The organism is Limnohabitans sp. Rim8 (genome assembly GCF_943326455.1).
Taxonomy (GTDB): Bacteria; Pseudomonadota; Gammaproteobacteria; order Burkholderiales; family Burkholderiaceae_C; genus Limnohabitans_A.
Genome location: NZ_CALPTI020000002.1, coordinates 152,810 through 177,687 on the forward strand (window position 1 = coordinate 152,810; position 24,878 = coordinate 177,687).

Genomic DNA, 24,878 nt, shown 5'->3' on the forward strand with positions numbered 1-24,878 from the left:
AGTTCATGCGCCGCTTCTTAATGACTGTTGGGCTGGCACTGGCTGCTTTGGGCGTTTCTGCCCAAACGCAGGCTCCTGTTGCCGCGCCTGCAAACCCTGTTGCGTCGGCTCCAAACAGCCTGGGCGTGAAAAGTGCCAATATATTTCAGATTGCACCCAGCGCGGATGCCGATCCCAAGTACAAAGACCAAACCAATGCCCAAAGGGCAGAGGTTCAGCCTGGTAACAATGCGCCTGTTTGGCGTGCGGTGGGTCAGGGCGTGACGGGTTTCACCAGCTTGCCCAAAAGCCAAGCGCCAGAGGCCGGCAATTTGATTCAGCCTTTCGTGCAGTACCCCGGATCCCGCTTGTCCTCGGCAGGCGAGTCTTGGCGTCAAGTGCGCAACAACATCATCATCCCTTATGGGGCAGCTGTGTTGTTGATCGCGGTCGGTGCGATGGCTTTGTTTTATTTCAGCAAAGGCACGATCGAATTGCACGGCAAAGAAACGGGCCGAAAGATCGAGCGTTTCACCCCCTTTGAGCGTTCCGCGCATTGGGCCAACGCCATCGCTTTTTGTGCCTTGGCCATTTCGGGCATCGTGATTGCCTACGGCAAGTATTTTTTGTTGCCGGTTCTGGGTGATACCCTGTTCGGTTGGCTTTCCTTCGCCCTGAAGAACATCCATAACTTTGCAGGACCACTTTTCGCAGTGTCTTTGGTGATCGTGTTCATCACATTCGTCAAAGACAATATGCCGAGCAAAGACGATATGGTGTGGCTGCTCAAAGGCGGCGGATTGTTTTCCGGTACCGAAGTGCCTTCGCACCGGTTCAATGCCGGTGAAAAAGTCTTGTTCTGGGCCGGTGTCTTGTTCTTGGGTGCCGTCGTCGTGGCCTCTGGTTTGGTGCTGAACATGCTCATTCCTGGCTTGATTTACGAGCGGGCCACCATGCAGATCGCCAACATGATCCACGGTGTGGCCAGCTTGTTCATGATGGCCATGTTCATCGGTCACATTTACATGGGCACTTTGGGCATGCGCGGGGCTTACAAAGCCATGCGCACGGGCTATGTGGATGAAACATGGGCCAAAGAGCACCATGAATTGTGGTACGACGATGTCAAGTCGGGGAAAATTCCTGCGCAACGCTCAACATCCGCTGGAGCAGCCCCTTCATCCAATACGTCAACGGCTTCGGCTTGAGCCAGGAGAATTCACATGAAAAAGCATTTGTTTGTTCTGAGTGCATTGGCCATCAGCTTCGGCGCTGTGGCCAAACTGCCACCCCTGAGTGACGAGGCCAAGGCCAAGGCGGCTGAGGCAGCAGCCAAAACGGCACACGGTAACAAAGTGGCAGACTTTCAGTTGTGCAAGTCGCGGGAAAAAGTGGCAGCGCACTATTACAAAACACAGGGTAAAGGCAAGGCCGCGCCCACTGCAACACCTGCTTGTGTGGACCCTGGTGCCTATAAGCCTGCAGAAACCACGGCTGCAGCGCCTGCCGCTGCACCCGCAGCCGCTCCAGCAGGTGCCAAGCCCGCGGCTGCACCGGCCAAAAAAGGCTGATCCTTTTTTGCACCCCACCGCAAAATCCCCCGTCGGCAACGGCGGGGGATTTTTACGTTAGGCTCAAGCCATGTCTGTAGTTCTGAACGACCCTGTGGCCGCATCGGCCTCGCTCAAGCCCCATATCACCCGGGCGCGTGCACCCCTGACCCGCAGCGTGCCCGTGTGCAACGAATTCGGTGAGTCATCCGAGACGCAAATCCCTGCCGAGCGAGCGCTGACCATTTACTTGGATAAAAAAGAGCTGGTGACTTTGATGACCCTGGGGGCCGAGCCAGAGTGGCTTGTTCTGGGTTTTTTGCGCAACCAGCGCCTGATCGATTCGGTGCAGCAGATCGAATCCATCACTGTGGATTGGACCATTGGTGAAGGCGAAGTGGGCGAGCCTGGCGTTGCCGCTGTCAAAACCCGCGCCAATGCCCAGGTCGTCATCGAGCGCAGCGCCGAGCGCGTCGTGACCACCGGCTGTGGTCAAGGCAGCGTGTTCGGCGATTTGATGAATCACATCGATGACATTGATTTGCCCCCAGCCCAAATCACACAATCGCAGTTGTATGGCTTGGTCAATGCCATCCGCGTACAAGAAACCACCTACAAGTCATCTGGATCCGTGCACGGTTGTGCCTTGTTTCATGGGGATGAGATGCTCATGTTTGTGGAAGATGTGGGGCGACACAACGCGGTTGACACCATCGCGGGTTGGATGTGGATGCACGATGTGTCTGGTCATGACAAAGTCTTCTACACCACAGGTCGCTTAACCAGCGAAATGGTGATCAAGTCGGCGCAAATGGCCGTCCCTGTTGTGGTCTCGCGAAGCGGGATCACGCAAATGGGTCTGGATGTCGCCAAACGGCTGGGTCTGTGCACCATTGGCCGTGCGACCAACAAGCGATTTCTGTGTTTCAGTGCACCCGAGCGCTTGGTATGGCAACCCGAGTTGTTGACGCTACCCGGCTGAGCGCAAGCAGCGGCTTGTCGGTTCGCATGCGGCCCCTCAACCGTTGATGAACTGGGGCGCGCGCTTGTTCAAGAAGGCATCCATCCCTTCCTTTTGATCGGCGGTGGCGAACAATCCGTGGAAGAGGCGGCGCTCGAACATCACGCCATCCGTCAAGCCACTTTCAAATGCGCGGTTCACACTTTCTTTGGCAGCCATGGTGGCCAGTTGGCCGTAGCCGCAAATCATCAGGGCTGCGCCCAGTGTTTCGTCCATCAGTTTGTCGAGCGGCACAACACGGCTGACCAAACCACCACGTTCTGCTTCGGCTGCGTCCATCATGCGTCCCGTCAGCACCAAGTCCATGGCCTTGGACTTGCCCATGGCGCGGGGCAGGCGCTGCGTTCCGCCTGCGCCAGGAATGATGCCGATTTTGATTTCGGGTTGCCCAAACTTGGCGTTGTCTGCGGCGATGATGAAGTCGCACATCATGGCCAACTCGCAACCGCCGCCCAATGCAAAACCGCTCACCGCTGCGATCACAGGCTTGCGGATGCTGCGAATGGTTTCCCAATTGCGGGTGATGAAGTCGTTTTTGTAAACCTCATGGAAATTGAACTTGGCCATGGCCGCGATGTCCGCACCGGCTGCAAACGCTTTTTCGCTGCCGGTGATCACCATGCAACCAATGGCTTCGTCCGCATCAAAAGCTTTGAGGGCCAAGCCCAATTCGTCCATCAATGCGCCGTTGAGCGCATTCAGAGCCTTGGGTCGGTTGAGGGTGATGATGCCAACTTGACCGCCTTCAATGCGGACTTCGATGTTTTCGTAGCTCAAGTGATTCTCCAACGAGGTGTGACTGTGAAAGAAAGACTATAACCATGCGCGCTTTGTGTTGACTGTCGCTTTTTTCTGCTGGGGTGAATAAAGCATCGAATTCAGCCGGTAAAGTCGCCTTCATGCCTTCAACTCATAGGGAAAAAATTCACCAACCGATCGGTCGGTTAATGGTACATTCACATCTTCTGGAGACACGATATGACCGAAACCACCGCATCGGTGTTGTACGAGGTGCGAGGCGCTGTAGCCCTTGTCACGCTCAACCGTCCACAAGCCCTCAACAGTTTTACCCGGGAAATGCACCAGTGCTTGTGGGCTGCATTCGATCAAGCTGAAGCCAACCCCGCCATCCGCGCCTTGGTCTTGACCGGTGCAGGCCGAGGTTTTTGTGCCGGGCTCGATTTGTCAGAACTCGATTTCACGGCAGGGGCTGGTTTGCTGGAGCGGGCAGACCCAGGTCCCGTGATCAACGATGCTTTCAACCCGACCACGCGCCGCTTGCAGACGCTTCGTATGCCTGTCATTTGCGCCGTCAACGGCGTGGCTGCGGGTGCTGGTGCATCGGTGGCCATGGCATGTGACATGGTGATTGCCGCGCCTTCCGCCAGTTTTGTCCAGGCCTTCAGCAAAATTGGTTTGATACCCGATGCGGGGGGCAGCTGGTTGCTGGTGGAACGCCTGGGTTTGCCGCGGGCCATGGCGCTGGCCATGACGGGCGAAAAGCTCATGGCGGACAAAGCCAAAGAGTGGGGGCTGATTTGGGATGTGGCAGAGGATTGTTTGGCTGCAGCCTTGGCGTTGGCAGACAAGCTGGCGGTGATGCCCACCAAGGCCTTGGTGGCCACCCGTCATTTGTTGCGCGATGCAGGCACTCGGTCGCTCGACGCCCACCTGAATGTGGAGCGCGACACGCAATCGATGCTGGGCAAAACTCACGATTACATGGAAGGCGTCAACGCCTTCCTGCAAAAGCGCGCACCCCAATTCAAAGGCGAATGATGAGCGATCCGAAAACCATCGCCCGCCAAGTCGGCGAGACCATGTTCGCGGTCGACGTGGCATCCAAAGACACCATGGGCATGGAGCTGCTGACTTGCGAACCCGGCCGCGCCGTGATGCGCATGGCGGTCAAAGCCTTGCACCTGAATGGCCACCAAATTTGCCACGGCGGCTTCATCTTCACCTTGGCCGATTCGACCTTCGCATTTGCCTGCAACAGTTACAACAAGAATGCGGTGGCAGCGGGTTGCAGTATCGAGTTTTTGAAGCCCGGCAAGCTGGGCGATGTGCTGACTTGTGAGGGCCTTGAGCAGACTCTGAGCGGGCGTCATGGCATCTACGACATGAAAGTCACCAATCAAAATGACGAGGTGATTGCCATGTTCCGTGGCAAGAGCGCGCAAATACAAGGCACTGTGGTGCCGGAATAAATGACGCGGTGCAGTCCTCGCGCTGTCGTCAGTTGATCAAGTGGAGTTTTGAATGAGCCAAAAAGCTTTCCCTCTAGAGCCCATCGAAAAGGCCAGCATCGACGAGCTGCGCAGTTTGCAGCTCAAGCGTTTGCAGCAAACGTTGCAACACGCCTACGCCAACTCCTCTGTTTATCGGGCCAAGTTCGACGCTGCTGGTGTGCATCCGAATGACTGCAAGAGCTTGGCGGATATCGCTCAATTCCCTTTCACCACCAAGGCCGACCTGCGTGACAGCTACCCGTTTGGCATGTTTGCTGTGCCGCGTGAAAACTGCGCACGCATTCACGCGTCAAGTGGCACCACCGGTAAACCCACCGTGGTGGGCTACACCCTCAAAGACATCGATACCTGGTCTACCGTGGTGGCCCGCAGCATCCGCGCGGGCGGTGCCAAGCCCGGCGACATGGTGCACGTGAGCTATGGTTACGGGTTGTTCACGGGCGGTATGGGTGCGCATTACGGGGCTGAAAAACTGGGCCTCACGGTGGTGCCCTTTGGCGGTGGTCAGACTGAGCGCCAAGTGCAGCTGATCCAAGATTTCAAACCCAACATCATCATGGTCACGCCCAGCTACATGCTGGCCATTGCCGATGAGTTTGAACGCCAAGGCATTGACCCGAAAACATCTTCACTGCGCATCGGCATCTTTGGAGCCGAGCCTTGGACCAATGACATGCGCGCTGCCATCGAAAAGCGCATGCAAATTGACGCGGTAGACATTTACGGTTTGTCAGAAGTCATGGGCCCGGGTGTGGCCAGCGAGTGCATTGAAACCAAAGACGGCCCCACGATTTGGGAAGACCATTTTTATCCAGAGATCATCCATCCCGAAACAGGTGAGCCTATGGCCGATGGTGAAATGGGAGAACTGGTTTTCACCAGCCTCACCAAAGAAGCCTTGCCCATCATCCGATACCGCACGCGCGATTTGACGCGACTGCTGCCGGGCACAGCTCGGAGCATGCGCCGCATGGAAAAAATCACGGGCCGAAGCGATGACATGATGATCGTTCGCGGCGTGAACGTGTTTCCCAGCCAAATCGAAGAGTTGATTTTGAAGCGCAGCGAGTTGGCTCCGCATTACCAGTGCGTGTTGACCCGTACGGGTCCGATGGACGATTTGAGCGTGCGGGTGGAGACCAAACCCGGGGTGTCAACCGACAGCGCAGAGGCTCGCGCTGCAGCCAAGCAGCTGCAACATGACATCAAGGTGTTCATTGGCACAAGCGTGGCGATTGAGCTCAAGGCCGAAGGTGGCGTAGAGCGCAGTCAGGGCAAAGCCAAGCGCGTGTTGGATTTGCGCGGTCAGTAAATTACCCGGGTGTCTGAGCTTGCGGGCAGGGCACTTGTATCCTGTCATGGCTGCCATCTTGGTTCAGCCGCATGGCACTGAGGCAGCCACCCCACACGCACCCTGTGTCCAAAGCCCAAACATCGGTGCGTGGAGGTTGCTTCAGCGTCGACCAATGACCGAAAGCCACTGTGGTGCCCTCGGTGCGGCGGCCAACAACCTCAAACCATGGCACGTAGCCTGCTGGGGCCAAGCCAGCGGCCTCTTTGGTGTTGAATTCCATCTCACCGGCTGGTGTGCAAAAGCGCAGGCGGGTCAAGGCGTTGACCACCACACGCCAACGGTCAATGCCTTTCAAGTGGTCATGCCAGACCGAGGGCTCGTTGCCGTACATCTGTTCTAAAAACGCCAGCCAATCTGGCCCACGCAAAACGGCTTCGACTTCACCCGCCAATGCCAGTGTTTGCTGGACTGTCCAAGAGGGCAAGACGCCAGCGTGGACCGACAGCACACCGTGAGACCATCGGGCCAGCGGTTGGTGCCTCAGCCATTCCAGCCATTCGCTCTTGTCGGGTGCTTGAAGCAAAGCATTCAAGGTGTCCGTGCGTCCGGCTGGTCTCAACCCGCTGGCCACGGCCAAACCGTGCAAGTCATGGTTACCCAATATGCAATGCACGCTGCCGTTTAAAGCCATCAGCCGTCGGAGCACAGTCTCGGAACCGGGCCCTCTGTTGATCAAATCACCCAATATCACCAGTTGATCCCGGCTCGGAGAAAAATCAATTTTTTCCAGCAAATGTTCGAAAGGCTGGTTACAGCCTTGAATATCACCAATCCAATAACATGTCATAGGGGTCGTTTAACCAATGGGCTTGAATGATTTTTGATGGTTTAAACTGCCAAGACCATTTCCTAACCGGATCAAACCCCTCTGTCAGCGAGCAGTGAAGATCCGAAAACATTGAGTCGTGGAGTTTTTCAATTAATGCGCAAATAAGATTCAATGATGGGATGAGGGAAATTGATTTTGCGTTATATTATGATTTTTATTTTTTCAGGGGAATTAACATGACACAGTCTTACAAAGAACTTTTACAACAACGCGAAGCGCTTGAACTGGCCATTTCACAGGCTCGCCAAAATGAAATTTCTGCCGCGGTGGCCAAAGTGCGTGAATTGGTGGCCGAGTTTGGACTCACCGCACAAGACGTCTTTCCAGGTCGCGCCAGCAAAGTCGGCGCCGCAAAAGTCGTGAGCAAAGTGGCGGCCAAGTACCGTGACCCCGCTACGGGCCAAACATGGACAGGACGTGGCAAAGCGCCGAAATGGATTGAAGGCCGTGACCGCACCCCCTTTGTGATTGGCTGAAGTCGATCCTTAAAGCTTAGCTGAAGGAACTGGTATTCCCAGTTTCTCTCAAAACCCCGCCAATGCGGGGTTTTCTTTTTTGTCAGTTCAAATTGATCTGGATCAACTAAAAAACCAGAGTGTGAGCATCAAATAGGTGCAGATGAACCAAAACGGCGGTCCCTCCCAGCAAACCAAACCAGTGCTCTGTTCAATGTTTCACGATTGAAGTCAGGCCATAACTCTTCGCAAAAAAACAATTCCGCGTATGCGGCTTGCCATAACAAGAAATTACTGACACGAGATTCGCCGCCGGTTCGAATGAGTAAATCCACTTCGGGTGCATCGGCCGTGCTCAGACAGGGTGTCAATGCGGTTTCAGTCAAGGACTCAAGTCCCAAAGATGGGTTCCTGCTCTGCCAGGCTTTGACCGCTTGCAACATGTCCCAGCGACCACCATAGTTGGCACAGATATAAAGGGTAATGCCGGCGTTCCCAGCTGTTTGCTGCTCAGCATCTGCAATCAATTCCTGCAAAGAATCCGAAAATTTGAGCTTGTCGCCCAAGACTTTGAGTCGGACGCCGTTGGCGTTCATGTCACGAATCTCTTTTTTGAGATAGGTCATGAACAGCCCCAGAAGTGCACTGACCTCGTCGGGTGGTCTTTTCCAATTTTCTGTGCTGAAAGCAAAAAGGCTCAAATGTGGAATACCAAATTCGGCACACGATTTCACGATTTCACGAACCCTTTGTGCGCCTGCGGCATGGCCCAGCCCCGCGGGCATGAAGCGGCTCTTGGCCCAACGGCGATTGCCATCCATGATGATGGCAATGTGCTGGGGCAAAGCAGGGGATTTGGAAGCAGCCAATTGAAAAGGGATGGGTTGGTTGGCGCTCATTTTAGGGGGCTGCCTAAGTGGTTCCATTTGTCAGCGTTTTAAGAAAGTCTGCATGTCACCCCAAATTCAAGAATTCTTGGACCGGATTCAGCGGATCGAGTTGGCCATTGAGCAAGAGGCCAAGACTCGCCGCCAGCTCTGGCAAGTCGACTTTGAAGCGAATAAGGTCCGGTTTGAAAAAGAGGTGTTGGCTCAGCAAAAGCGTTTCAAGCAAGGCTTGCTGGTTTATGTGTTGACCGCCGAGTGGCGACATGTCTTGTGTGTGCCCTTTATTTATCCCGTGCTCGTGCCCATGCTGATGCTGGATTTTTTTGTTTATGTTTACCAGTGGGTGTGTTTTCCCCTGTTCAATATCCCGAGGGTTCGACGCTCAGATTTTTGGGTTTTCGACCGATCGCACTTGGCTTATCTGAATTGGCTTGAAAAAATCAACTGTGCTTATTGCGCTTACGGCAATGGTTTGATCGCTTATTGCCGTGAAGTGTTTGGTTTGACCGAACAGTATTGGTGTCCCATCAAGCACTCGCAGCGCATCCTTCAGGCCCATCCTCACTACCATGGCTTTGCCGATTTCGGCGATGCGGAAAACTACCGCTCTGAGTTGACACGTCTGCGGGCCGAGTTGCAAGTCCTTCACAAGCCAATTAAGAAGATCAAAAATTGAAGAGGGCCTGAAAAAACGACCAATTTTTGTCTGTCACGTCATCGACACCCCTGCAGGCCGAACCCTCATAAAGTGACCGTTATGAGAACATTTGAAAACTTGGCCGAATTGGCCGCCTGTGTCGGCCAAGATGTGGCTGCGACTGAGTGGGTAGAGATCACCCAACAACAGATCAACCAATTTGCCGAGGCCACGGGCGATCACCAGTGGATTCACAGTGATGTGGAGCGGGCCAAGCTGGGACCTTTTGGGGCGCCCATTGCACATGGTTTTCTGACCTTGTCTTTGTTGTCGCAGTTTTTTGACAAGACCATAGATGTCCGCAACAAGCGGATGGGGGTCAATTACGGTTTGAACAAGGTGCGTTTCATGGCGCCGGTGCCCGTGGGCAGCCGTTTGCGCGCGCATCTGCACTTGCATTCGGCTACGCCGATTGAGGGCAATGGCCTTCAGCTGCAATGGAACGTCACGGTTGAGCGTGAGGGCAGCGACAAACCCGTATGCGCAGCCGAGTCGTTGGTACGAATTTACGCCTGAGGGGGTAAGCCTTCGTTGGCGCGCGCCACACCCCATTCGTTTTGCCGCCAGGCTTCAAACACGGTGACCGCTACCGCATTCGAGAGGTTCAAGCTGCGTTGGCCTTCACGCATGGGCAACTTGATGCGTTGGTCCGGCGCAAATTGCTCACGCAGTTCGGGCGACAAACCTCGTGTTTCTGAACCAAAGATCAGCCAGTCGCCGGGTTCAAAGCGCACGCCGAAAGCGGAACGGCTCCCTTTGGTGGTCAAAGCATACATACGGTCTGCTGCGGGCCGCGCATTCGTTAAAAATGCATCCCAGTCGGCGTAGCGACGTAAGTCGGCATATTCGTGGTAATCGAGCCCAGCTCGCCGCATGTGTTTGTCATCCATCGAAAACCCTAGAGGCTCCACCAGATGCAAGGTGCAGCCGGTGTTGGCGGCCAAACGGATGACGTTGCCGGTGTTAGGCGGGATTTCGGGTTCAACCAAGACAATATGAAACATGGCGCCTATTGTGCCTTGGTGTTTTGGTCACGTCGAAGAGCCGTCATGTGGACATGATCTATTCGGTTCTGGCTAGAACCAGGGCGCTGACATGGACAGCACCAGCTTGGCGCAGCACCCGGGCTGCCATGTGCAAAGATGCGCCAGTGGTCATCACATCGTCCACCAGCACCACGCGTTTTCCTCTCAATTGTCCTGCCCGAAGGGGCTCGACAGCGAACGCATCAACCAAATTGGCGAGTCGCTCATGGCGAGGCAATTGTCTTTGTGAGGGCGTGTCACGTGTTCTCAGCAGCATTTGAACATCTGCTTTGGAGGGGCTCAATTGTTTGGCCAGCTCCCATGATTGGTTGTAGCCACGAAAGGCCAACCGTTGTGCGGAAAGCGGAATGGGCAAAACAAGATCCGCTTTGTCCAATATGTCTTCGGCCCAAGGTGTGCTCATCATCAAAGTGGCCAAGGCATGGGACCAACCAGCTTGTTGCTGGAATTTGAATCTTGCGATCAGGTCCACCCATGGCCAAGCGTAGGTCACAGCGGCAAGGCAGATGTCCAAGGGTGACGCTTGGTCTTGGCAGACTGGACATGGCCGCCCAACATGTGGCCATGGCAATGCACATTGAGGGCAACGGTTTTGGGGCTGTGCAAAGTGGGTGATGCATCCCTCACAGACCGGCGCATGGGGCCAGTCATGGCAGATGGCGCAGCGGCTGGGTAACCAATGCCAAAGACCTGCTCTCGAATTTGCATTCGACGCAAAAGACTTTGCCTTAAAAGAAAGGGGCCACATCGTGTCAATATACTCAAGCCACAACCCATGAGCAAGGCGGCGCAACCCTCACAGCATTCCTTGCAACCGGCGTGTCCATTGCTTGTCATTCATTTGAACCATCCATGCCCTCAGTTTCTAGACCACCGTCCTTGGACCCTGTAGCAGCTGCAAGATGGCTGGGAAGGCCCTTGTCGGCAGTGAAATCGCCTTGGTTGCACGAAGAAGTAGCCTCGCGCATGCAAGAACGGTTGGACTTCATCACATTGCAACCCCAGCAATGGGTTCATTGGGAGCCGTTGAGCGGGGGCGTGGCTGCGCACAAGTCGCTTGTCAAGCGTTACCCGAATGCCCGCGCATGGCTGGTCTGCGAACAAGCTGAGAATGCCAAGTCGGCCCAATCCTTGATCACCCGCGACTGGTGGCAAGTGCTGGCTTTAAAGGGTCAAAGGCAGCGGTTGGGCGTGCCGACTGAGCACACGGCCGACATGCTGTGGGCCAATATGCAATTGCACGGGCACCCAGAACCTCAGGCCTTGCTGCAGTCATGGCATGGTTTTTTGTCTGTGAATGGGTTTTTGATGTTTTCCTGTCTCGGGCCCGACACGCTGCGGGAGTTGCGGCCAATTTATGAACGTGCAGGTTGGCCTCAGCCTGCCCATGAGTTCACCGACATGCACGATTGGGGCGACATGTTGGTGCAAGCGGGTTTTGCCGAACCGGTCATGGACATGGAGCGGATCACCTTGACTTTTGCCTCGCCTGAGGCTTTATTGGCCGAATTGCGCGAATTGGGGCGCAATTTGCATGTCCATCGTTTCGCAGGCCTGAGGGGGCGCTCTTGGAAGCGTTCGTTGCTGCAGGCCTTGATGGCACTGGCTCGCCCAGAAAATGATGGGCGACTCTCTTTGAGCTTTGAAATCGTTTACGGACATGCTCTAAAACCTCAACCGAGGGCCAAATTGGCATCGACAACGGAAATCGGGCTGGACCAAATGCGCCATATGCTGCGTTCGTCTGGGGGTATGCCGGACAAACTTTGAGTTTTGTCAAAAGAGGGGTGGTTCTCAGGTAAAATCCGGCCGAAATTGAACTCAGCGATTGCTTGATGGCGTGTTAGTTTATTGAAAGTTGACGGATGTCAAATCAGGCTTATCAGTTTGCACAAGTCTCTGGGCCTTCCATTCATTGGCGGCTAAAGCGCAATTGCTCTTTTACACCTGTTCAGCTGGGCTGGATGTACATATTTTTGTGCACCGTTTCATTGGCCATAGGTGTCTTTTTTTGGCTGCAAGGTGCCACGCTTGTCTTGGCTTTTGCCGGTCTGGAGGTGGCTGTTGTGGGATTGGCTTTCTTGGTCTATGCCCGCCATGCAGCTGACGGAGAGCTGATTTCTTTGCAGGGCGCCAATTTGGTGGTGGAGCTTGAGACGGCGGGCAAATTGGAGAGGACTGAGTTTGAGCGTCAATGGGTGAGGGTAGAACCGAAATCCGGTGACCTGAGTTTGATCGAGTTGTCAGGCCAGGGTCGATCGATTGAAGTGGGGCGTTTTGTTCGCCCGGAGCTCCGGCAAGTGCTGGCGCGAGAAATTAGAAAGGCGTTGCGTTCAGCGTGATGCCAGGTGGCAATTTGGATCTGTTTCAGTTTGTCTAAAGTGTGAATTCAACAGTGTCTTGGAAGTTAGTGAGAACCATGAAGAATATCTCCAACCAATTGGCTACGCTGCTATCGCGCGCGGGCATTTTTGCAGGTGCATGGGTTGCAACAGCAGCCCACGCTGTCAACGACTTGCCGGGTGGCCCTGCAGTCAATCAGCTCAATTTGCACCCCGCAGTCACCAAGATTGCCGAAGAGCAGCAGTGGTTGCATTGGTTCATGCTGATCCTTTGCACGGTCATCTTCATTGCCGTTTTTGCGGTCATGTTTTATTCCATTTGGAAGCACCGCAAGTCAGTGGGCCACAAACCCGCTACCTTTACCGAATCCATCACGGTCGAGGTGGTTTGGACCGCTGTACCCTTCATCATCGTGATCTTGATGGCCTTGCCGGCCACCAAGGTTTTGGTGGCTCAAAAAGACACCACCAACGCCGACTTGACCGTCAAGGTCACGGGTTACCAGTGGAAATGGGGTTACGACTACATCAATGGTCAAGGTGAAGGTCTGAGCTACATCTCTACCCTCGATTCATCGCACCGTGCCATGTCCGATGCCGGCAAGCCAGCAGGTGACAATTACCTCCTCAAAGTGGATAACCCATTGGTGGTTCCTGTGGGTCAGAAAGTTCGCGTGATTACCACTGCCAATGATGTGATCCACGCATTTGCCGTGCCTGCCTTTGGCATCAAACAGGATGCCATTCCAGGTTTTGTGCGCGACACTTGGTTTCGTGCTGAAAAGACAGGTGACTTCTACGGTCAATGCCAAGAGCTTTGCGGCAAAGAGCATGCCTACATGCCCATCCATGTGAAAGTTTTGTCGGCAGAAGATTACACAGCATGGGTGGCCACAGAGAAGAAGAAGCAATTGGCCAAAGCAGACGACCCGAGCAAAGTTTGGGCTTTGGACGATTTGACCAAGCGCGGTGAGAAAGTCTACGCATCCAACTGTATTGCTTGCCACCAAGCGTCTGGCAAAGTAGCCGGGTCTATCAAGGCGCTTGACGGTTCTTCCATTGTTCTGGACGCAGACAAGTCCAAGCAGATCGCTGTTTTGCTCAATGGAGCAGGCAATGGTGCCATGCCATCTTGGAAGCAGTTGTCTGATACCGATATCGCTGCTGTTATTTCTTACACCAAGAACAACTGGTCCAACAAAACCGGGCAAATCGTGCAACCAGCCGACGTCTTGGCCGCTCGCAAATAAGCCCTACCGTATTCAAATCAAAGGAAATCAAGATGAGTGCCGTTCTAGACCATCACGATCACGCCCATGACGACCACGGTCACGCGCCAGCTGGCTGGCGTCGCTGGGTGTACGCCACCAACCACAAAGACATCGGTACTTTGTATTTGCTGTTCAGTTTTGCCATGTTGATGGTGGGCGGTGTGCTGGCGCTGGGTATCCGTGCGGAGTTGTTCCAGCCTGGTTTACAAATCGTGAACCCTGAGTTGTTCAACCAGTTCACCACCATGCACGGCATCATCATGGTGTTCGGTGCGATCATGCCTGCTTTTGTGGGTTTTGCGAACTGGATGATCCCTTTGCAAATTGGCGCATCTGACATGGCCTTTGCCCGCATGAACAACTTCAGTTTTTGGCTGATGATTCCTGCGTCTTTGATGCTGGTAGGTTCGTTCTTCATGCCCGGTGGAGCCCCTGCCGCTGGTTGGACGCTCTATGCACCCTTGACCCTGCAAATGGGTCCTTCGATGGACGCAGCGATTTTCGCGATGCACATCTTGGGCGCTTCTTCCATCATGGGCTCGATCAACATCATCGTCACCATCTTGAACATGCGCGCGCCTGGCATGACCTTGATGAAGATGCCCATGTTCGCATGGACTTGGTTGATTACTGCTTACCTGCTGATCGCCGTGATGCCTGTGTTGGCTGGCGCGATCACCATGACCTTGACTGACCGTCACTTTGGCACCAGCTTCTTCAACCCCGCTGGCGGTGGCGACCCCGTCATGTACCAGCACATTTTCTGGTTCTTCGGTCACCCTGAGGTGTACATCATGATTTTGCCGGCCTTCGGCATCATCAGCCAGATCGTGCCCGCGTTCTCGCGCAAGAAGTTGTTTGGTTACGCCTCCATGGTGTATGCCACATCGTCTATCGCTATTTTGTCGTTCATTGTGTGGGCGCACCACATGTTCACCACCGGTATGCCGGTGACGGGTCAGTTGTTCTTCATGTATGCCACGATGCTGATCGCTGTGCCTACGGCCGTGAAGATTTTCAACTGGATCGCCACCATGTGGCGCGGCTCCATGACCTTTGAAACGCCCATGCTGTTTGCGGTGGGCTTCATTTTCGTGTTCACCATGGGTGGTTTCACGGGTTTGATCTTGGCCATGGCCCCAATCGACATCCAGTTGCAAGACACTTATTACGTGGTGGCGCACTTCCACTACGTGCTGGTGGCGGGTTCCTTGTTCGCTTTGTTTGCCGGTGTTTATTACTGGATTTCCAAGTGGACCGGTGTGATGTACAACGAAACACGCGGCAAGATCCACTTCTGGTGGTCCCTGATCTCGTTCAACGTGACCTTCTTCCCGATGCACTTTCTGGGCCTTGCCGGTATGCCCCGCCGCTACGCTGACTACCCCATGCAGTTCACTGACTTCAACATGATTGCCTCGGTAGGTGCCTTCTTCTTTGGTTTCGCGCAGGTCTATTTCTTCCTGTTCGTGGTCTTGCCTTGTATGCTGGGTAAGGGCGAAAAAGCCCCTCAGAAGCCATGGGAAGCCGCCGAAGGCCTGGAGTGGGAAGTTCCATCTCCTGCACCTTTCCACACTTTTGAGAACCCACCCAAGCTGGACGCGTCAGCGACCCGCGTGATTGGTTGATCACCATGTCCACGACACCTGAGCAAAGAAAAAGCAATGTTCGATTGGGCTTGATTTTGTTATCAGTGGCCTGTGCTGTTTTGGCCGGGTTCGTGGCCAAAATCTTGTTGCTCAATACCTGAAAGACACTCGATGAACTTGCGTGGTGCAAACCTGAAGATGGTCGGCAAGCTGGCAGTTGTGACTGCGGGCATGTTTTGCTTCGGGTATGCATTGGTGCCGATTTACAAGGCCATTTGCGAAATCACCGGGATCAACGTTTTGTCGATCTCTGAAACGCAGGTGCCTGGTAACGCCAAAGCCGCTCAAGCAGCACAGGTCCTGCGCAACAGCCAAGTGGACACCAGTCGCACCATCACCGTCGAGTTTGATGCGAATGTGCGCGGTCCTTGGCAGTTCAAGCCAGAAATGCGTTCGATGCAGGTTCACCCCGGTGAGTTGAGCACGGTGATGTATGAGTTTCAAAACGTGCAAAACCGCCGCATGGCCGCACAAGCCATTCCCAGTTACGCCCCTAAGCAAGCTGCCAGCCATTTCAACAAGCTGGAGTGTTTTTGCTTCAACGAGTACACCTTGGAGCCGGGCGAAAAGAAAGCCTGGCCAGTGGCCTTCGTGATCGATCCCAAGTTATCCAAAGACGTGACCACCATCACTTTGTCCTACACCTTTTTTGAGGTGGGCGGCAAAACCCCTGTGGCACCCAGTGCACCTTTGGCGGTGAAGCAAGTGACGAATTTGACGGGTTCGGGCTCATGAGCACGACAGAAACCCCATCTGTGAAGCCGTCCTCCTTTTTGAGGACAGTTCAAGCGGTACTTTGGTCTTTTGTAGGTTTGCGCAAAGGTTCCGAGTATCAACAAGACCTTGAGAAGCTGAACCCTTTTCACATCATTGGTGTGGGTATTGGTGCAGCATTGTTGTTTGTATTGGGGCTCATCGCCCTGGTCAATTGGGTGGTGGCACAGCCCTTTGTGCTGTAACCCAACCATCAGATTTCGAATGAAGAGAGAGCAGGAGTATTCATGAGTTCAGCAGCACACGGCACCACGCCTTACTACTTCGTCCCGCACGAGTCACGTCACCCCGTGATGTCGGCCATTGGTTTGTTTTTCGTCATTTTGGGCGCAGGTCAATGGATCAATGGTTCTGAATGGGGCATGTATTGCCTGTTTTTTGGTTTGGCTTGGTGGTTGATTGTTCTGTACCAGTGGTTTTCAGAAGCTGTGCACGAAAGCGAAACGGGCATGTATGGCCGAAAGGTTGATTTGTCTTTCCGCTGGAGCATGACTTGGTTCATCTTTTCAGAAGTCATGTTCTTCGGAGCCTTTTTCACCGCCTTGTGGTGGGCCAGGTCCCATTCAATTCCAGCGCTGGGCAGTTTGGAAAATGCTTTGCTTTGGCCAGATTTCAAAGCGGCCTGGCCCAGTGTTGTAGCGGGCGCCACCACTTCGCCTGCAGGCATTGTGGAGCCGTTCAAAACCATGGGTCCTTTCTGGTTGCCCACCATCAACACAGCTTTGTTGTTGACGTCAGGTGTGACATTGACCATCGCTCACCATGCTTTGCAAGTGGGCGATCGCCTCAAAACCATCAAATTCATGTGGATGACGGTTCTGTTGGGCGTCATCTTCTTGTTTGTTCAGGGCTATGAATACGCTCACGCCTGGGGTGATTTGAACCTCAAGCTGTCATCGGGCATTTACGGTTCGACTTTCTACATGTTGACGGGTTTTCACGGCTTTCATGTGTTTGTGGGCATGTTGATGTTGTTGTTCATCACTTTGCGTTTGCAAAAAGGTCACTTCACCAAAGACCGTCATTTTGGTTTCGAAGGTGCTGCTTGGTATTGGCACTTCGTTGACGTGGTTTGGTTGGGCTTGTACATCCTGGTTTACTGGATGTAAGGCCTTTACGGTTCAATAAAAAAGCGCCCTTGGGCGCTTTTTTATTGAGATGGATTGAGTTGACAGCTGATTGAATCAAAGCCCAGGGGGAATGCCTGTGGGTTGAATCCAGCCCATCTTCCAAGAAATCAAAACGCAAAGAAACAAAACAATCGACAAACCCACCCGAAGGGCGAGTGCAGTGGCCATTTTGTTTTTGGGTGGTGCTGAACCGTCTTCAGGGGGCACACTGCCCCTCATCATGTGAAGCAAAGCCCAGACAAGACTGGCCAAGATGGCCATAAAAGCAACGATAACCAATATTTTCATGATGGCATTATCCGATGACTGAAAAAACCCCGGGGCGACAAAGATGGCTCTTGTTGGCGCTGGCTGTGTTGAGCGCAGGGCTGACCTTTTCATTGGGCCTGTGGCAACTGGGTCGCGCGGCTGAAAAAACATCGTTGCAACAGGCAAGAACCCAACAGGCCGAAAAGCCAGTGCTGAATGGCCAAAGCCTGAAAGTGGACTCTGAACTGTCTGATGCCCGCGAAGACTTGCTGCATCGCCGCATGGTGTTGGTTGGGCATTGGCAACACCAGCACACTGTTTACTTGGAGAACCGGCAAATGAATGCCAAGCCTGGGTTCTTTGTTTTGACACCGCTCAAGCTTGAGGGCGCAGGCATCACGGTGTTGGTTCAGCGCGGTTGGGTTCAGCGTTCATTCACGGACCGTACCGCATTGCCGCCTGTGGGGCAGATTCAAGAGCGCGTTGAAGTGGCAGGAAATTTGGCCCCATGGCCGTCAAGGCTCTACGATTTTGGTGGCGAGGAAAAAGGACCGATACGGCAAAATCTCGACTGGCAAGAATTCAAGCATCAAACGGGTTTGGACTTGCCCCGGTTCACACTGCTCCAGTCCGGAGCAGCATCTGAAGGGCTGCTTCGTGAATGGCCTGTGGTGGCCAGTGGTGTTGAAAAGCACCATGGTTACGCTTTTCAATGGTTTGGCCTCAGCGCCTTGATCGCTCTACTTTATGTCTGGTTCCAAATTGTCCAACCCCGTCGATCCCCCAAAGTCCGCTGAAAGTCCCCTGGCCTTGACCATTCATGAATTGCCAAGTCCGGGTGAGCTGGTGCATGCGGATGCCCAGCGCACGCGCATGGGTCGCTGGAAAATGATCGCAATGATGCTGGTCTGCGCGTCGCCCGTTTTGGCCTCTTATTTCACCTATTACGTGCTTCGCCCTGAGGGCCGCAGTGTGTACGGCGAACTGATTCAGCCGCAAAAGGACATGCCCAGCATCACGGTCAAAAATGACCAAGCGCAAGATGTTGTTTTGCAGTCACTCAAAGGCCAGTGGTTGTTGGTGAGCGTGTCTTCTGGTGCGTGTGAAGAGCGCTGCCAGCAAAATCTTTATTTTCAAAGGCAGTTGAGGGAAATTCTGGGTCGCGAGAAAGACCGACTGGACCGAGTTTGGTTGGTGACCGATGCTGCGCCCGTTCCGTCTGCTTTGCAAGCTGCACTGCATGGCGCCCATGTGCTCCGAATGGACTCGGAAACAGTGGGCCGTTGGATCACCCCGGGAGCAGGGCAACAGGCGCAAGACCACTTGTACGTGGTGGACCCCATGGGCAACTTCATGATGCGTTTTCCAGCGAACATGGATGTCGAAGGCGCCTCCAAAGCCAAAAGAGACCTGAACCGCTTACTCAAGGCCTCATCTTCTTGGGACCAAGCGGGACGATGAACCATGAATGAAGTTGAGTTGTACAACCTTGAGCCATTGCTGGAACTGATGGCGGTAGGTTTGGCGGTGGCTGCATTGCCGCTGGCTTGGTGGTTTTGGAGGCAGCGCCGTGCCACCCCGACCAGTCGGTTGAAAGCACTGACGTTGATCACCTTGTTTTTGACCTTTGATTTGGTGTTGTTTGGCGCTTTCACACGATTGACCGACTCCGGATTGGGTTGTCCCGACTGGCCTGGCTGCTACGGCAGCGTCACGCCCATAGGTGCCAAAGCTGAAATCAAGGCCGCTGAAACCGCCATGCCCACGGGGCCGGTCACCAAGAGCAAAGCCTGGATCGAAATGGTTCACCGTTACCTGGCCACAGGGGTGGGGGTCTTGATCCTCACCTTGGCCAGCATGACTTGGTGGCTGCGCCGTCAAAGTCGAGAAGTCAACCCGTGGTTGTCCACTTTGACCTTGCTGTGGGTCTGCATGCAAGGGGCTTTCGGTGCCCTCACCGTCACCATGAAGCTGTTTCCGGCCATCGTCACCTTGCACCTGATGGGCGGCATTGGATTGTTGGCTTTGCTCACAGCCCAAGCCGTGCGCTACGACGGTGCGGGCCTGCGCCCAGTGCCAATGATTTTGCGCCGAGGCTTGTGGATCGGTTTTGTTCTGATCTCGGTTCAAATTGCTCTGGGTGGCTGGGTCAGTACCAACTACGCCGTGTTGGCGTGTCCAGACTTTCCAACCTGCAATGGCCAATGGGTCCCCGAAATGAATTGGGAAGGTTTCAGTGTGTGGCGAGAGTTGGGTTACACCCCCAGCGGGGAGCTTTTGCCCTTTCTGGCTTTGTCCACCATCCACTTTGTTCACCGTTCGGCTGCTTGGTTGGTTTTGGGCGCCATGGTGTGGCTGGGGTGGCGCTTGCGTCAGCACCGGGGTTTGACTTTGGCAGGACGCTGGTTGTTGGGTTTGTCTGCTTTGCAACTCATCACTGGGCTGAGCAATGTGGTGTTAGGCTGGCCTTTGTTGGCAGCCGTTTTGCATACCGGTGGCGCCGCTGCCATGGTCGTGACCTTGACCTGGGCGCTCAGTGCCAGCCGGAACGATAATCCACAGCGTATGACGTTTTCCCCAAGGCCTGCCCCATGACCGCCGCGACTGCCCCTTTGCCGATGACTGCTTGGCAGCAGTATTACGCCCTGACCAAGCCGCGCGTGGTTCAGTTGATTGTGTTTTGTGCGCTGATCGGCATGGTGCTGGCTGTCCCGGGTGTGCCCAGCTGGGCTGAATTGAAGCTGGGTCTTTGGGCTTGTGTGGGCATCTGGTTGGTGGCGGGTGCGGCTGCGGCCTTCAACTGCCTGGTTGAGAAAACCATCGACGCCAAGATGAAGCGCACCGCTTGGCGACCAACCGCCAAAGGGGAACTGAGCGACCGTCAGGCGCTGTTGTTTTCAGGGGTTCTGTGCGCTGTGGGCTCGGCCGTGCTGTACGTGTTGGTCAACCCGCTCACGATGTGGCTGACCTTTGCCACCTTTGTGGGCTACGCCATCATTTACACCGTGATCTTGAAGCCACTCACACCTCAAAACATTGTGATTGGCGGGGCCAGTGGGGCCATGCCTCCTGTACTGGGCTGGGCCGCCATGACCGGGCAGGTCGGGCCGGAAGCCTTGATCTTGTTTTTGATCATCTTCTTGTGGACGCCACCGCATTTTTGGGCGCTGGCGCTGTACCGCGTTGAGGACTACCGCAAGTCTGGTTTGCCCATGTTGCCGGTCACGCATGGCAACGAATTCACGCGCTTGCAAATCTTGTTGTACACCGTGGTGTTGATGGCCTCTTGCCTGATGCCCTTTGTCTATGGCATGAGCTCTTGGCTCTATTTGGCGGCAGCGGTGGTGCTCAGCATCGGCTTCATCGGGTACGCAGTGGCTTTGTACCGGGAATACTCGGATGAGCTGGCCCGCAAAACCTTTCGCTTTTCATTGGTCCACCTGAGCGCCTTGTTTGCCGCTTTGCTGCTCGACCACTATCTTTTCTAAGGCCCAGTCATGCTGCAGCGCAGAGTTGTTTCGAGAACCGTTTTGGCTTTGGGCTTGGTCAGTGCCTTGGCGGTTTTGACCGGTTGTGGCCAAGACAAGCCCGCTTTCAAGGGTGTGGACATCACGGGCGCTGATTACGCGCAGGGTTTCACGCTGAGTGACCAAGATGGCCAAGTGCGCACTTTGAAGGACTTTGCAGGCAAAGCCGTGGTGGTGTTTTTTGGCTTCACCCAATGCCCCGATGTGTGTCCCACGGCCTTGCAAGAAATCGCCCAAGCCAAACAGCTCTTGGGCGCGGATGGCACCAAATTGCAGGGCATTTTCATCACTGTCGACCCTGAGCGTGACACGCCCGAGTTGCTCAAGGCCTATGTGGCCAACTTTGGCGCTGATTTCGTGGCATTGCGCCCCAGCCCAGAGCAGCTTCCCAAAGTGACCAAAGACTTCAAGATCTATTACAAAAAGGTCGACGGCAAAACCCCCACCAGCTACACCCTGGACCATTCGGCTGGCAGTTTTGCATTTGATCCGCAAGGCCGTATTCGGCTGTACAACCGCCACGCCAGCGGGGCCGAGACTTTGGCTGCTGACGTGAAGATATTGCTGAGTGGCAAGTAAGGCCAGAAAGTTAAATCGGGCTTCAGTTCAGCTCGATCTTCTGACTGCGGATGATGGCCCCCAAGGCTTGGGTATCGGCCTCGATGCGGTTTTTCAAACCTTCTGGCGAGGAACCCACCACCTGCCAGCCTTGCTGAAACAAGCGCGCCCGCATCTCCGGTGAACGCACGATGTCGCTCACAACGGCAGACAACTGGCTGGCAACCGCTGCTGGCATGGAAGCAGGTGCAGCCACTGCATTCCAAATTTCCAACTGGTAATCTTTGACGCCGATTTCCGCCAAGCTGGGCACTTCTGCGGCCACCGAGCTGCGGCCGCTACTGGAGGCCCCAATGGCCCGCAATTTGCCCGCACTGACTTGCGCAGCCGACATGGCCGGTGGCAACAAGGCCAACTGCACCTGACCCCCCAGCAAAGCTGTGATGATTTGCGGGTTGCCGGGGTAGGGCACATGCACGGGTGCAATGTTGGCCTTGGTTTTGAGCAGTTCCATGCCCAAGTGCGCCACGGTGCCGACACCTGGTGACGCATAGCTGAGTTGGTTGCCTGACTTTTGGGCCCAGCTCAACCACTCTTTGGCGGTCTGCCCAGGAGCGTTCGCCGGCACGGTCAGGACCAACGGCGCTTTACCAATCAGGCTGATGGGGGCGAGGTCTTTGAGTGGGTCATAGGGCACCTTGGGGTTCAAGATGCGGGCAATGGTCATGTTGCCGTTGATCATCAGGCCCAAAGTGTGACCGTCGGTGGACTTGGCGACGAAGTCGGCAGCGATGTTGCCACCAGCGCCCACTTTGTTTTCAACGATCACGTTTTGCCCCAATGCTTTGGACAAAGGCTCGGCCAGTGCGCGTGCTGTCAGGTCGGGGCTGGAGCCGGCGGGAAAACCCACCACCAGACGCACAGTTTGCGTGGGCCATTTGGCCGCCCATGTGGGTGCTGCGGCCAGCAAGAAAACGGCGCCTATGGCCTGGGCCAACAGGCGACGTGGAAAGCGGACGGTGGTGAGTGTGTTCATGGTAAAAAATCTTCAATAAAACAGCAAACACTGTAGCTTAAAGCGGGCGAAAAAATACCCGGACTGAGCCGGGTAACTGAGCGTCAGACGCTGGGAAAGAATAAACCTTCAAGCGAACTCGACCAGCGCCTTTTTCATCTTTTTCATAGCGGCAACTTCGATCTGGCGAATGCGCTCGGCGCTGACGCCGTATTCGTCGGCCAAATCATGCAGTGTCATGCCACCCGAGCCGTTGTCGTTGACCTTGAGCCAACGCTCTTCGACGATGCGGCGGCTGCGTTCGTCCAGCGCATTCAAGGCACTGGCCAGGCCGTCACTGGCCATCACGTCGCGCTGGTGTGCTTCGATCATGGCGGTGGGCTCATGGTTCACATCGGCCAGGTAGGCGATGGGGCCAAAAGCTTGCTCTCCGTCGTCAGAGGGGGCGGGGTCGAGCAGCACATCGCCGCCGGACATGCGCATTTCCATCTCACGCACATCCTCGCCCTTGACGTTCAGGCTGTGGGCCATGGACGCCACTTGGTCGGGGGTCAGGGTGTCGCGGTGCGTGCCTGCATCGGCGTCGGACTTGTAGCCTTGTTTCATGGAGCGCAGGTTGAAAAACAACTTGCGCTGTGCCTTGGTGGTGGCCACCTTGACCATGCGCCAGTTTTTCAGGATGTACTCGTGGATCTCGGCCTTGATCCAATGCAGCGCGTAGCTCACAAGGCGCACACCTTGCTCGGGGTCAAAGCGCTTGACCGCTTTCATCAGGCCCACATTGCCTTCTTGGATCAGGTCGCCGTGCGGCAGGCCATAACCTAAATATTGGCGCGACACGGACACCACCAAACGCAGGTGCGAGAGCACCAGCTTGCGGGCGGCCTCAAGGTCGTCGTTGGCTTTGAGTTGGCGGGCGGCTTCCTGCTCTTCCTCAAGGGTGAGCATCGGCATGCGGTTGACCGCAGAAATATAGGCGTCGAGGTGGCCGAGCGAGGGCACCACCGCCCAAGGGTTGCTCAGCGTGATGGCAGTGGCGGGGGAACCAGTTTGAATGTTCATACCAGAACTCCTTTCAGAATACCCCAATATTAGCACTCTCTGGTGAGGAGTGCCAAAAGGGGGTTGCCAAATTGGCGCCGGGCGGCAGGTGGCCGAACTTCACCATTTTGGGCAATGTCTGCCCGTCAGTCTGTGTGCTGGAAGACGCGTCAAGTGCTGCAGTTGGTTAGCTCAGCAGGGCTTGAGCAAACTCACGGGCATTGAAAGTTTCCAGGTCTTCCAGCTTCTCACCTACGCCAATGAAGTAAACCGGAATCGGCTTTTCGCGGGCAATGGCGCACAGCACCCCGCCCTTGGCTGTACCGTCCAGTTTGGTCACGATCAGGCCTGTCAGGCCCAAGGTGTCGTCAAAAGCCTTGACCTGGGCCAAGGCGTTTTGTCCGGTGTTGCCATCGATCACCAGCAGCACCTCGTGCGGGGCCGAGCCGTCGGCCTTTTGAACCACACGCTTGATTTTTTTCAGCTCTTCCATCAGATGGGTTTGAGTGGGCAGGCGACCGGCCGTGTCCACCAGCACCACGTCCCGGCCCCGAGCGCGGCCTGCGCTGACGGCGTCAAAGCTCACAGCTGCTGGGTCGCCGCCTTGCTGGCTGACAATCTCGACCGTGTTGCGGTCAGCCCAGACAGCCAGTTGCTCCTTGGCAGCGGCGCGGAAGGTGTCGGCGGCGGCCAGCAGCACGCTCAGCCCCTCGTCTGCCAGATGCTTGGTCAATTTGCCAATGGAGGTCGTCTTGCCCGCGCCGTTGACGCCAGCCACCATGATGACAGTGGGCTGGTGGTCGCCAATGGCCAAAGGCTTTTGCAGAGGCAGCAGCAAGTCGGTGATGGCATCGGCCAACAGGTTTTTGACCTGAGCTGGTTCGGTGGCCTTGCTGTCTTTCACGCGGCGTTTGAGGTCTTGCAGCAAATGCTCGGTGGCTTTGACGCCTGTGTCGGCCACCAGAAGTGCTGTTTCCAGCTCTTCATACAGCTCGTCATCGATGCGTGTGCCCGTGAAGACGGTGGTGATGCTGGAGCCGGTTTTGCGCAGGCCCGCCTTCAGGCGGTCAAGCCAGCCCTGACGGGCAATGGGGGCTGCGGGCGCTTCAGAGGGCAGGTTTGTGGGTGCCAAGGGAATGTTGGCAGCCGTTGCAACAGCCGGTAAGTCAGCAGTTGGGGTCGATGGGACCTCGGCAATTGGGGATTTTTTTTTGAAGAAACTGAACATGGCTTGGATTTCAAGGATCATGCA

General features: G+C 55.1%; 32 protein-coding genes. 22 read left to right on the forward strand and 10 right to left on the reverse strand.

The window, feature by feature from the left end:
* The first annotated feature begins 5 nt into the window (after nucleotides 1-5).
* The 3 genes from Q1M54_RS02030 to Q1M54_RS02040 all read left to right on the forward strand — a co-directional run bounded on the left by Q1M54_RS02030 (nucleotide 6) and on the right by Q1M54_RS02040 (nucleotide 2,511).
* A complete protein-coding gene (locus Q1M54_RS02030) occupies nucleotides 6-1,187 on the forward strand; it encodes a formate dehydrogenase subunit gamma (protein WP_300553182.1) in 1,182 nt (393 codons plus the stop codon).
* A 15-nt stretch (nucleotides 1,188-1,202) separates the two neighbouring features.
* Nucleotides 1,203-1,550 carry a hypothetical protein gene (locus Q1M54_RS02035; protein WP_300553184.1) on the forward strand — a complete coding sequence of 116 codons (348 nt, stop codon included), beginning with the start codon at nucleotides 1,203-1,205 and terminating at the stop codon, nucleotides 1,548-1,550.
* A 70-nt stretch (nucleotides 1,551-1,620) separates the two neighbouring features.
* A complete protein-coding gene (locus Q1M54_RS02040; RefSeq protein ID WP_300553187.1) occupies nucleotides 1,621-2,511 on the forward strand; it encodes a formate dehydrogenase accessory sulfurtransferase FdhD in 891 nt (296 codons plus the stop codon).
* Nucleotides 2,512-2,547: 36 nt separating this feature from the next.
* Here the strand turns inward: Q1M54_RS02040 and Q1M54_RS02045 are convergent, their stop codons facing one another.
* On the reverse strand, nucleotides 2,548-3,327 hold the full coding sequence (locus Q1M54_RS02045; protein ID WP_300553189.1) for an enoyl-CoA hydratase: 780 nt from the start codon (nucleotides 3,325-3,327) through the stop codon (nucleotides 2,548-2,550).
* 201 nt (nucleotides 3,328-3,528) lie between these two features.
* On the opposite strand from Q1M54_RS02045, the gene Q1M54_RS02050 reads away from it, so the two are divergent.
* Genes Q1M54_RS02050 through paaK form a run of 3 tightly spaced genes read left to right on the forward strand, consistent with a single transcriptional unit; the run spans nucleotide 3,529 to nucleotide 6,114 of the window.
* Nucleotides 3,529-4,329, forward strand: a complete 801-nt coding sequence (locus tag Q1M54_RS02050) for an enoyl-CoA hydratase-related protein (RefSeq protein WP_300553191.1) — start codon at nucleotides 3,529-3,531, stop codon at nucleotides 4,327-4,329.
* Nucleotides 4,326-4,760: a hydroxyphenylacetyl-CoA thioesterase PaaI gene (gene paaI, locus Q1M54_RS02055; protein WP_300553193.1), complete on the forward strand. Its 435-nt coding sequence runs from the start codon at nucleotides 4,326-4,328 to the stop codon at nucleotides 4,758-4,760. The genes Q1M54_RS02050 and paaI overlap by 4 nt, the downstream gene beginning before the upstream one ends.
* A gap of 52 nt (nucleotides 4,761-4,812) precedes the next feature.
* On the forward strand, nucleotides 4,813-6,114 hold the full coding sequence (paaK, locus tag Q1M54_RS02060) for a phenylacetate--CoA ligase PaaK (protein WP_300553196.1): 1,302 nt from the start codon (nucleotides 4,813-4,815) through the stop codon (nucleotides 6,112-6,114).
* A 1-nt stretch (nucleotide 6,115) separates the two neighbouring features.
* On the opposite strand, the gene Q1M54_RS02065 is transcribed toward paaK, so the two are convergent.
* On the reverse strand, nucleotides 6,116-6,943 hold the full coding sequence (locus tag Q1M54_RS02065) for a symmetrical bis(5'-nucleosyl)-tetraphosphatase (protein ID WP_300553198.1): 828 nt from the start codon (nucleotides 6,941-6,943) through the stop codon (nucleotides 6,116-6,118).
* A gap of 218 nt (nucleotides 6,944-7,161) precedes the next feature.
* Here Q1M54_RS02065 and Q1M54_RS02070 point away from each other — a divergent pair, with 218 nt between their 5' ends.
* Complete coding sequence (locus Q1M54_RS02070; RefSeq protein WP_300553201.1) at nucleotides 7,162-7,461, forward strand: H-NS histone family protein; 300 nt, start codon at nucleotides 7,162-7,164, stop codon at nucleotides 7,459-7,461.
* 128 nt (nucleotides 7,462-7,589) lie between these two features.
* Here the strand turns inward: Q1M54_RS02070 and uppS are convergent, their stop codons facing one another.
* On the reverse strand, nucleotides 7,590-8,339 hold the full coding sequence (uppS, locus tag Q1M54_RS02075; RefSeq protein ID WP_300553204.1) for a polyprenyl diphosphate synthase: 750 nt from the start codon (nucleotides 8,337-8,339) through the stop codon (nucleotides 7,590-7,592).
* A gap of 52 nt (nucleotides 8,340-8,391) precedes the next feature.
* Here uppS and Q1M54_RS02080 point away from each other — a divergent pair, with 52 nt between their 5' ends.
* A complete protein-coding gene (locus tag Q1M54_RS02080) occupies nucleotides 8,392-9,003 on the forward strand; it encodes a hypothetical protein (RefSeq protein ID WP_300553207.1) in 612 nt (203 codons plus the stop codon).
* A gap of 81 nt (nucleotides 9,004-9,084) precedes the next feature.
* Nucleotides 9,085-9,540, forward strand: coding sequence for a MaoC family dehydratase (locus Q1M54_RS02085; protein ID WP_300553210.1), 456 nt, complete (start codon nucleotides 9,085-9,087; stop codon nucleotides 9,538-9,540).
* Here the strand turns inward: Q1M54_RS02085 and Q1M54_RS02090 are convergent.
* From Q1M54_RS02090 to Q1M54_RS16380, 3 genes are read right to left on the reverse strand one after another with little or no spacing between them, the layout of a single operon-like run.
* Nucleotides 9,531-10,028, reverse strand: a complete 498-nt coding sequence (locus Q1M54_RS02090; RefSeq protein WP_300553212.1) for a tRNA (cytidine(34)-2'-O)-methyltransferase — start codon at nucleotides 10,026-10,028, stop codon at nucleotides 9,531-9,533. The two genes, Q1M54_RS02085 and Q1M54_RS02090, sit on opposite strands and share 10 nt — an antisense overlap.
* Before the next feature lie 58 nt (nucleotides 10,029-10,086).
* On the reverse strand, nucleotides 10,087-10,584 hold the full coding sequence (locus Q1M54_RS02095; RefSeq protein WP_366146239.1) for a ComF family protein: 498 nt from the start codon (nucleotides 10,582-10,584) through the stop codon (nucleotides 10,087-10,089).
* Nucleotides 10,560-10,787, reverse strand: coding sequence for a hypothetical protein (locus Q1M54_RS16380; RefSeq protein ID WP_366146240.1), 228 nt, complete (start codon nucleotides 10,785-10,787; stop codon nucleotides 10,560-10,562). The genes Q1M54_RS02095 and Q1M54_RS16380 overlap by 25 nt, the downstream gene beginning before the upstream one ends.
* Nucleotides 10,788-10,922: 135 nt before the next feature.
* On the opposite strand from Q1M54_RS16380, the gene Q1M54_RS02100 reads away from it, so the two are divergent.
* From Q1M54_RS02100 to Q1M54_RS02135, 8 genes are all read left to right on the forward strand, one after another.
* Nucleotides 10,923-11,840, forward strand: coding sequence for a biotin synthase (locus Q1M54_RS02100; protein WP_300553217.1), 918 nt, complete (start codon nucleotides 10,923-10,925; stop codon nucleotides 11,838-11,840).
* A 95-nt stretch (nucleotides 11,841-11,935) separates the two neighbouring features.
* Nucleotides 11,936-12,412: a DUF2244 domain-containing protein gene (locus Q1M54_RS02105; protein ID WP_300553220.1), complete on the forward strand. Its 477-nt coding sequence runs from the start codon at nucleotides 11,936-11,938 to the stop codon at nucleotides 12,410-12,412.
* A 77-nt stretch (nucleotides 12,413-12,489) separates the two neighbouring features.
* Entirely contained in the window at nucleotides 12,490-13,662 is a 1,173-nt protein-coding gene (gene coxB, locus Q1M54_RS02110) for a cytochrome c oxidase subunit II (RefSeq protein ID WP_300553223.1), read from the forward strand.
* A gap of 32 nt (nucleotides 13,663-13,694) precedes the next feature.
* Nucleotides 13,695-15,311 carry a cytochrome c oxidase subunit I gene (ctaD, locus tag Q1M54_RS02115; RefSeq protein WP_300553225.1) on the forward strand — a complete coding sequence of 539 codons (1,617 nt, stop codon included), beginning with the start codon at nucleotides 13,695-13,697 and terminating at the stop codon, nucleotides 15,309-15,311.
* Between the two features lie 5 nt (nucleotides 15,312-15,316).
* Nucleotides 15,317-15,433 carry a cytochrome oxidase small assembly protein gene (locus Q1M54_RS02120; protein ID WP_300553227.1) on the forward strand — a complete coding sequence of 39 codons (117 nt, stop codon included), beginning with the start codon at nucleotides 15,317-15,319 and terminating at the stop codon, nucleotides 15,431-15,433.
* A 10-nt stretch (nucleotides 15,434-15,443) separates the two neighbouring features.
* Nucleotides 15,444-16,067 (forward strand): cytochrome c oxidase assembly protein, encoded by a 624-nt coding sequence (locus Q1M54_RS02125; RefSeq protein ID WP_300553229.1) that lies wholly within the window; start codon nucleotides 15,444-15,446, stop codon nucleotides 16,065-16,067.
* Nucleotides 16,064-16,291: a DUF2970 domain-containing protein gene (locus Q1M54_RS02130; protein WP_019425765.1), complete on the forward strand. Its 228-nt coding sequence runs from the start codon at nucleotides 16,064-16,066 to the stop codon at nucleotides 16,289-16,291. Before Q1M54_RS02125 ends, Q1M54_RS02130 begins: the two co-directional genes overlap by 4 nt.
* A 42-nt stretch (nucleotides 16,292-16,333) precedes the next feature.
* Nucleotides 16,334-17,215: a cytochrome c oxidase subunit 3 gene (locus Q1M54_RS02135; protein WP_300553234.1), complete on the forward strand. Its 882-nt coding sequence runs from the start codon at nucleotides 16,334-16,336 to the stop codon at nucleotides 17,213-17,215.
* Nucleotides 17,216-17,290: 75 nt separating this feature from the next.
* Here Q1M54_RS02135 and Q1M54_RS02140 read toward each other — a convergent pair whose 3' ends face one another.
* On the reverse strand, nucleotides 17,291-17,524 hold the full coding sequence (locus Q1M54_RS02140; RefSeq protein WP_300553237.1) for a twin transmembrane helix small protein: 234 nt from the start codon (nucleotides 17,522-17,524) through the stop codon (nucleotides 17,291-17,293).
* Nucleotides 17,525-17,538: 14 nt separating this feature from the next.
* Between Q1M54_RS02140 and Q1M54_RS02145 the strand changes: the two genes are divergently transcribed.
* From Q1M54_RS02145 to Q1M54_RS02165, 5 genes are read left to right on the forward strand one after another with little or no spacing between them, the layout of a single operon-like run.
* A complete protein-coding gene (locus tag Q1M54_RS02145) occupies nucleotides 17,539-18,282 on the forward strand; it encodes an SURF1 family protein (protein WP_300553238.1) in 744 nt (247 codons plus the stop codon).
* On the forward strand, nucleotides 18,233-18,946 hold the full coding sequence (locus Q1M54_RS02150; RefSeq protein WP_300553240.1) for a hypothetical protein: 714 nt from the start codon (nucleotides 18,233-18,235) through the stop codon (nucleotides 18,944-18,946). Before Q1M54_RS02145 ends, Q1M54_RS02150 begins: the two co-directional genes overlap by 50 nt.
* Before the next feature lie 3 nt (nucleotides 18,947-18,949).
* The gene (locus Q1M54_RS02155) at nucleotides 18,950-20,080 is read left to right on the forward strand and encodes a COX15/CtaA family protein (RefSeq protein ID WP_300553243.1); all 1,131 of its coding nucleotides are present in this window, start codon (nucleotides 18,950-18,952) and stop codon (nucleotides 20,078-20,080) included.
* Nucleotides 20,077-20,973, forward strand: a complete 897-nt coding sequence (gene cyoE / locus Q1M54_RS02160) for a heme o synthase (RefSeq protein ID WP_300553246.1) — start codon at nucleotides 20,077-20,079, stop codon at nucleotides 20,971-20,973. The genes Q1M54_RS02155 and cyoE overlap by 4 nt, the downstream gene beginning before the upstream one ends.
* Nucleotides 20,974-20,982: 9 nt before the next feature.
* The gene (locus tag Q1M54_RS02165) at nucleotides 20,983-21,591 is read left to right on the forward strand and encodes an SCO family protein (RefSeq protein ID WP_300553249.1); all 609 of its coding nucleotides are present in this window, start codon (nucleotides 20,983-20,985) and stop codon (nucleotides 21,589-21,591) included.
* 22 nt (nucleotides 21,592-21,613) lie between these two features.
* Here the strand turns inward: Q1M54_RS02165 and Q1M54_RS02170 are convergent, their stop codons facing one another.
* The 3 genes from Q1M54_RS02170 to ftsY form a co-directional block, all read right to left on the reverse strand.
* Entirely contained in the window at nucleotides 21,614-22,606 is a 993-nt protein-coding gene (locus Q1M54_RS02170) for a tripartite tricarboxylate transporter substrate binding protein (protein WP_300553251.1), read from the reverse strand.
* 108 nt (nucleotides 22,607-22,714) lie between these two features.
* Nucleotides 22,715-23,647 (reverse strand): RNA polymerase sigma factor RpoH, encoded by a 933-nt coding sequence (gene rpoH, locus Q1M54_RS02175; RefSeq protein WP_300553253.1) that lies wholly within the window; start codon nucleotides 23,645-23,647, stop codon nucleotides 22,715-22,717.
* A 166-nt stretch (nucleotides 23,648-23,813) separates the two neighbouring features.
* Complete coding sequence (gene ftsY, locus Q1M54_RS02180; RefSeq protein WP_300553256.1) at nucleotides 23,814-24,875, reverse strand: signal recognition particle-docking protein FtsY; 1,062 nt, start codon at nucleotides 24,873-24,875, stop codon at nucleotides 23,814-23,816.
* Nucleotides 24,876-24,878: the final 3 nt, after the last annotated feature.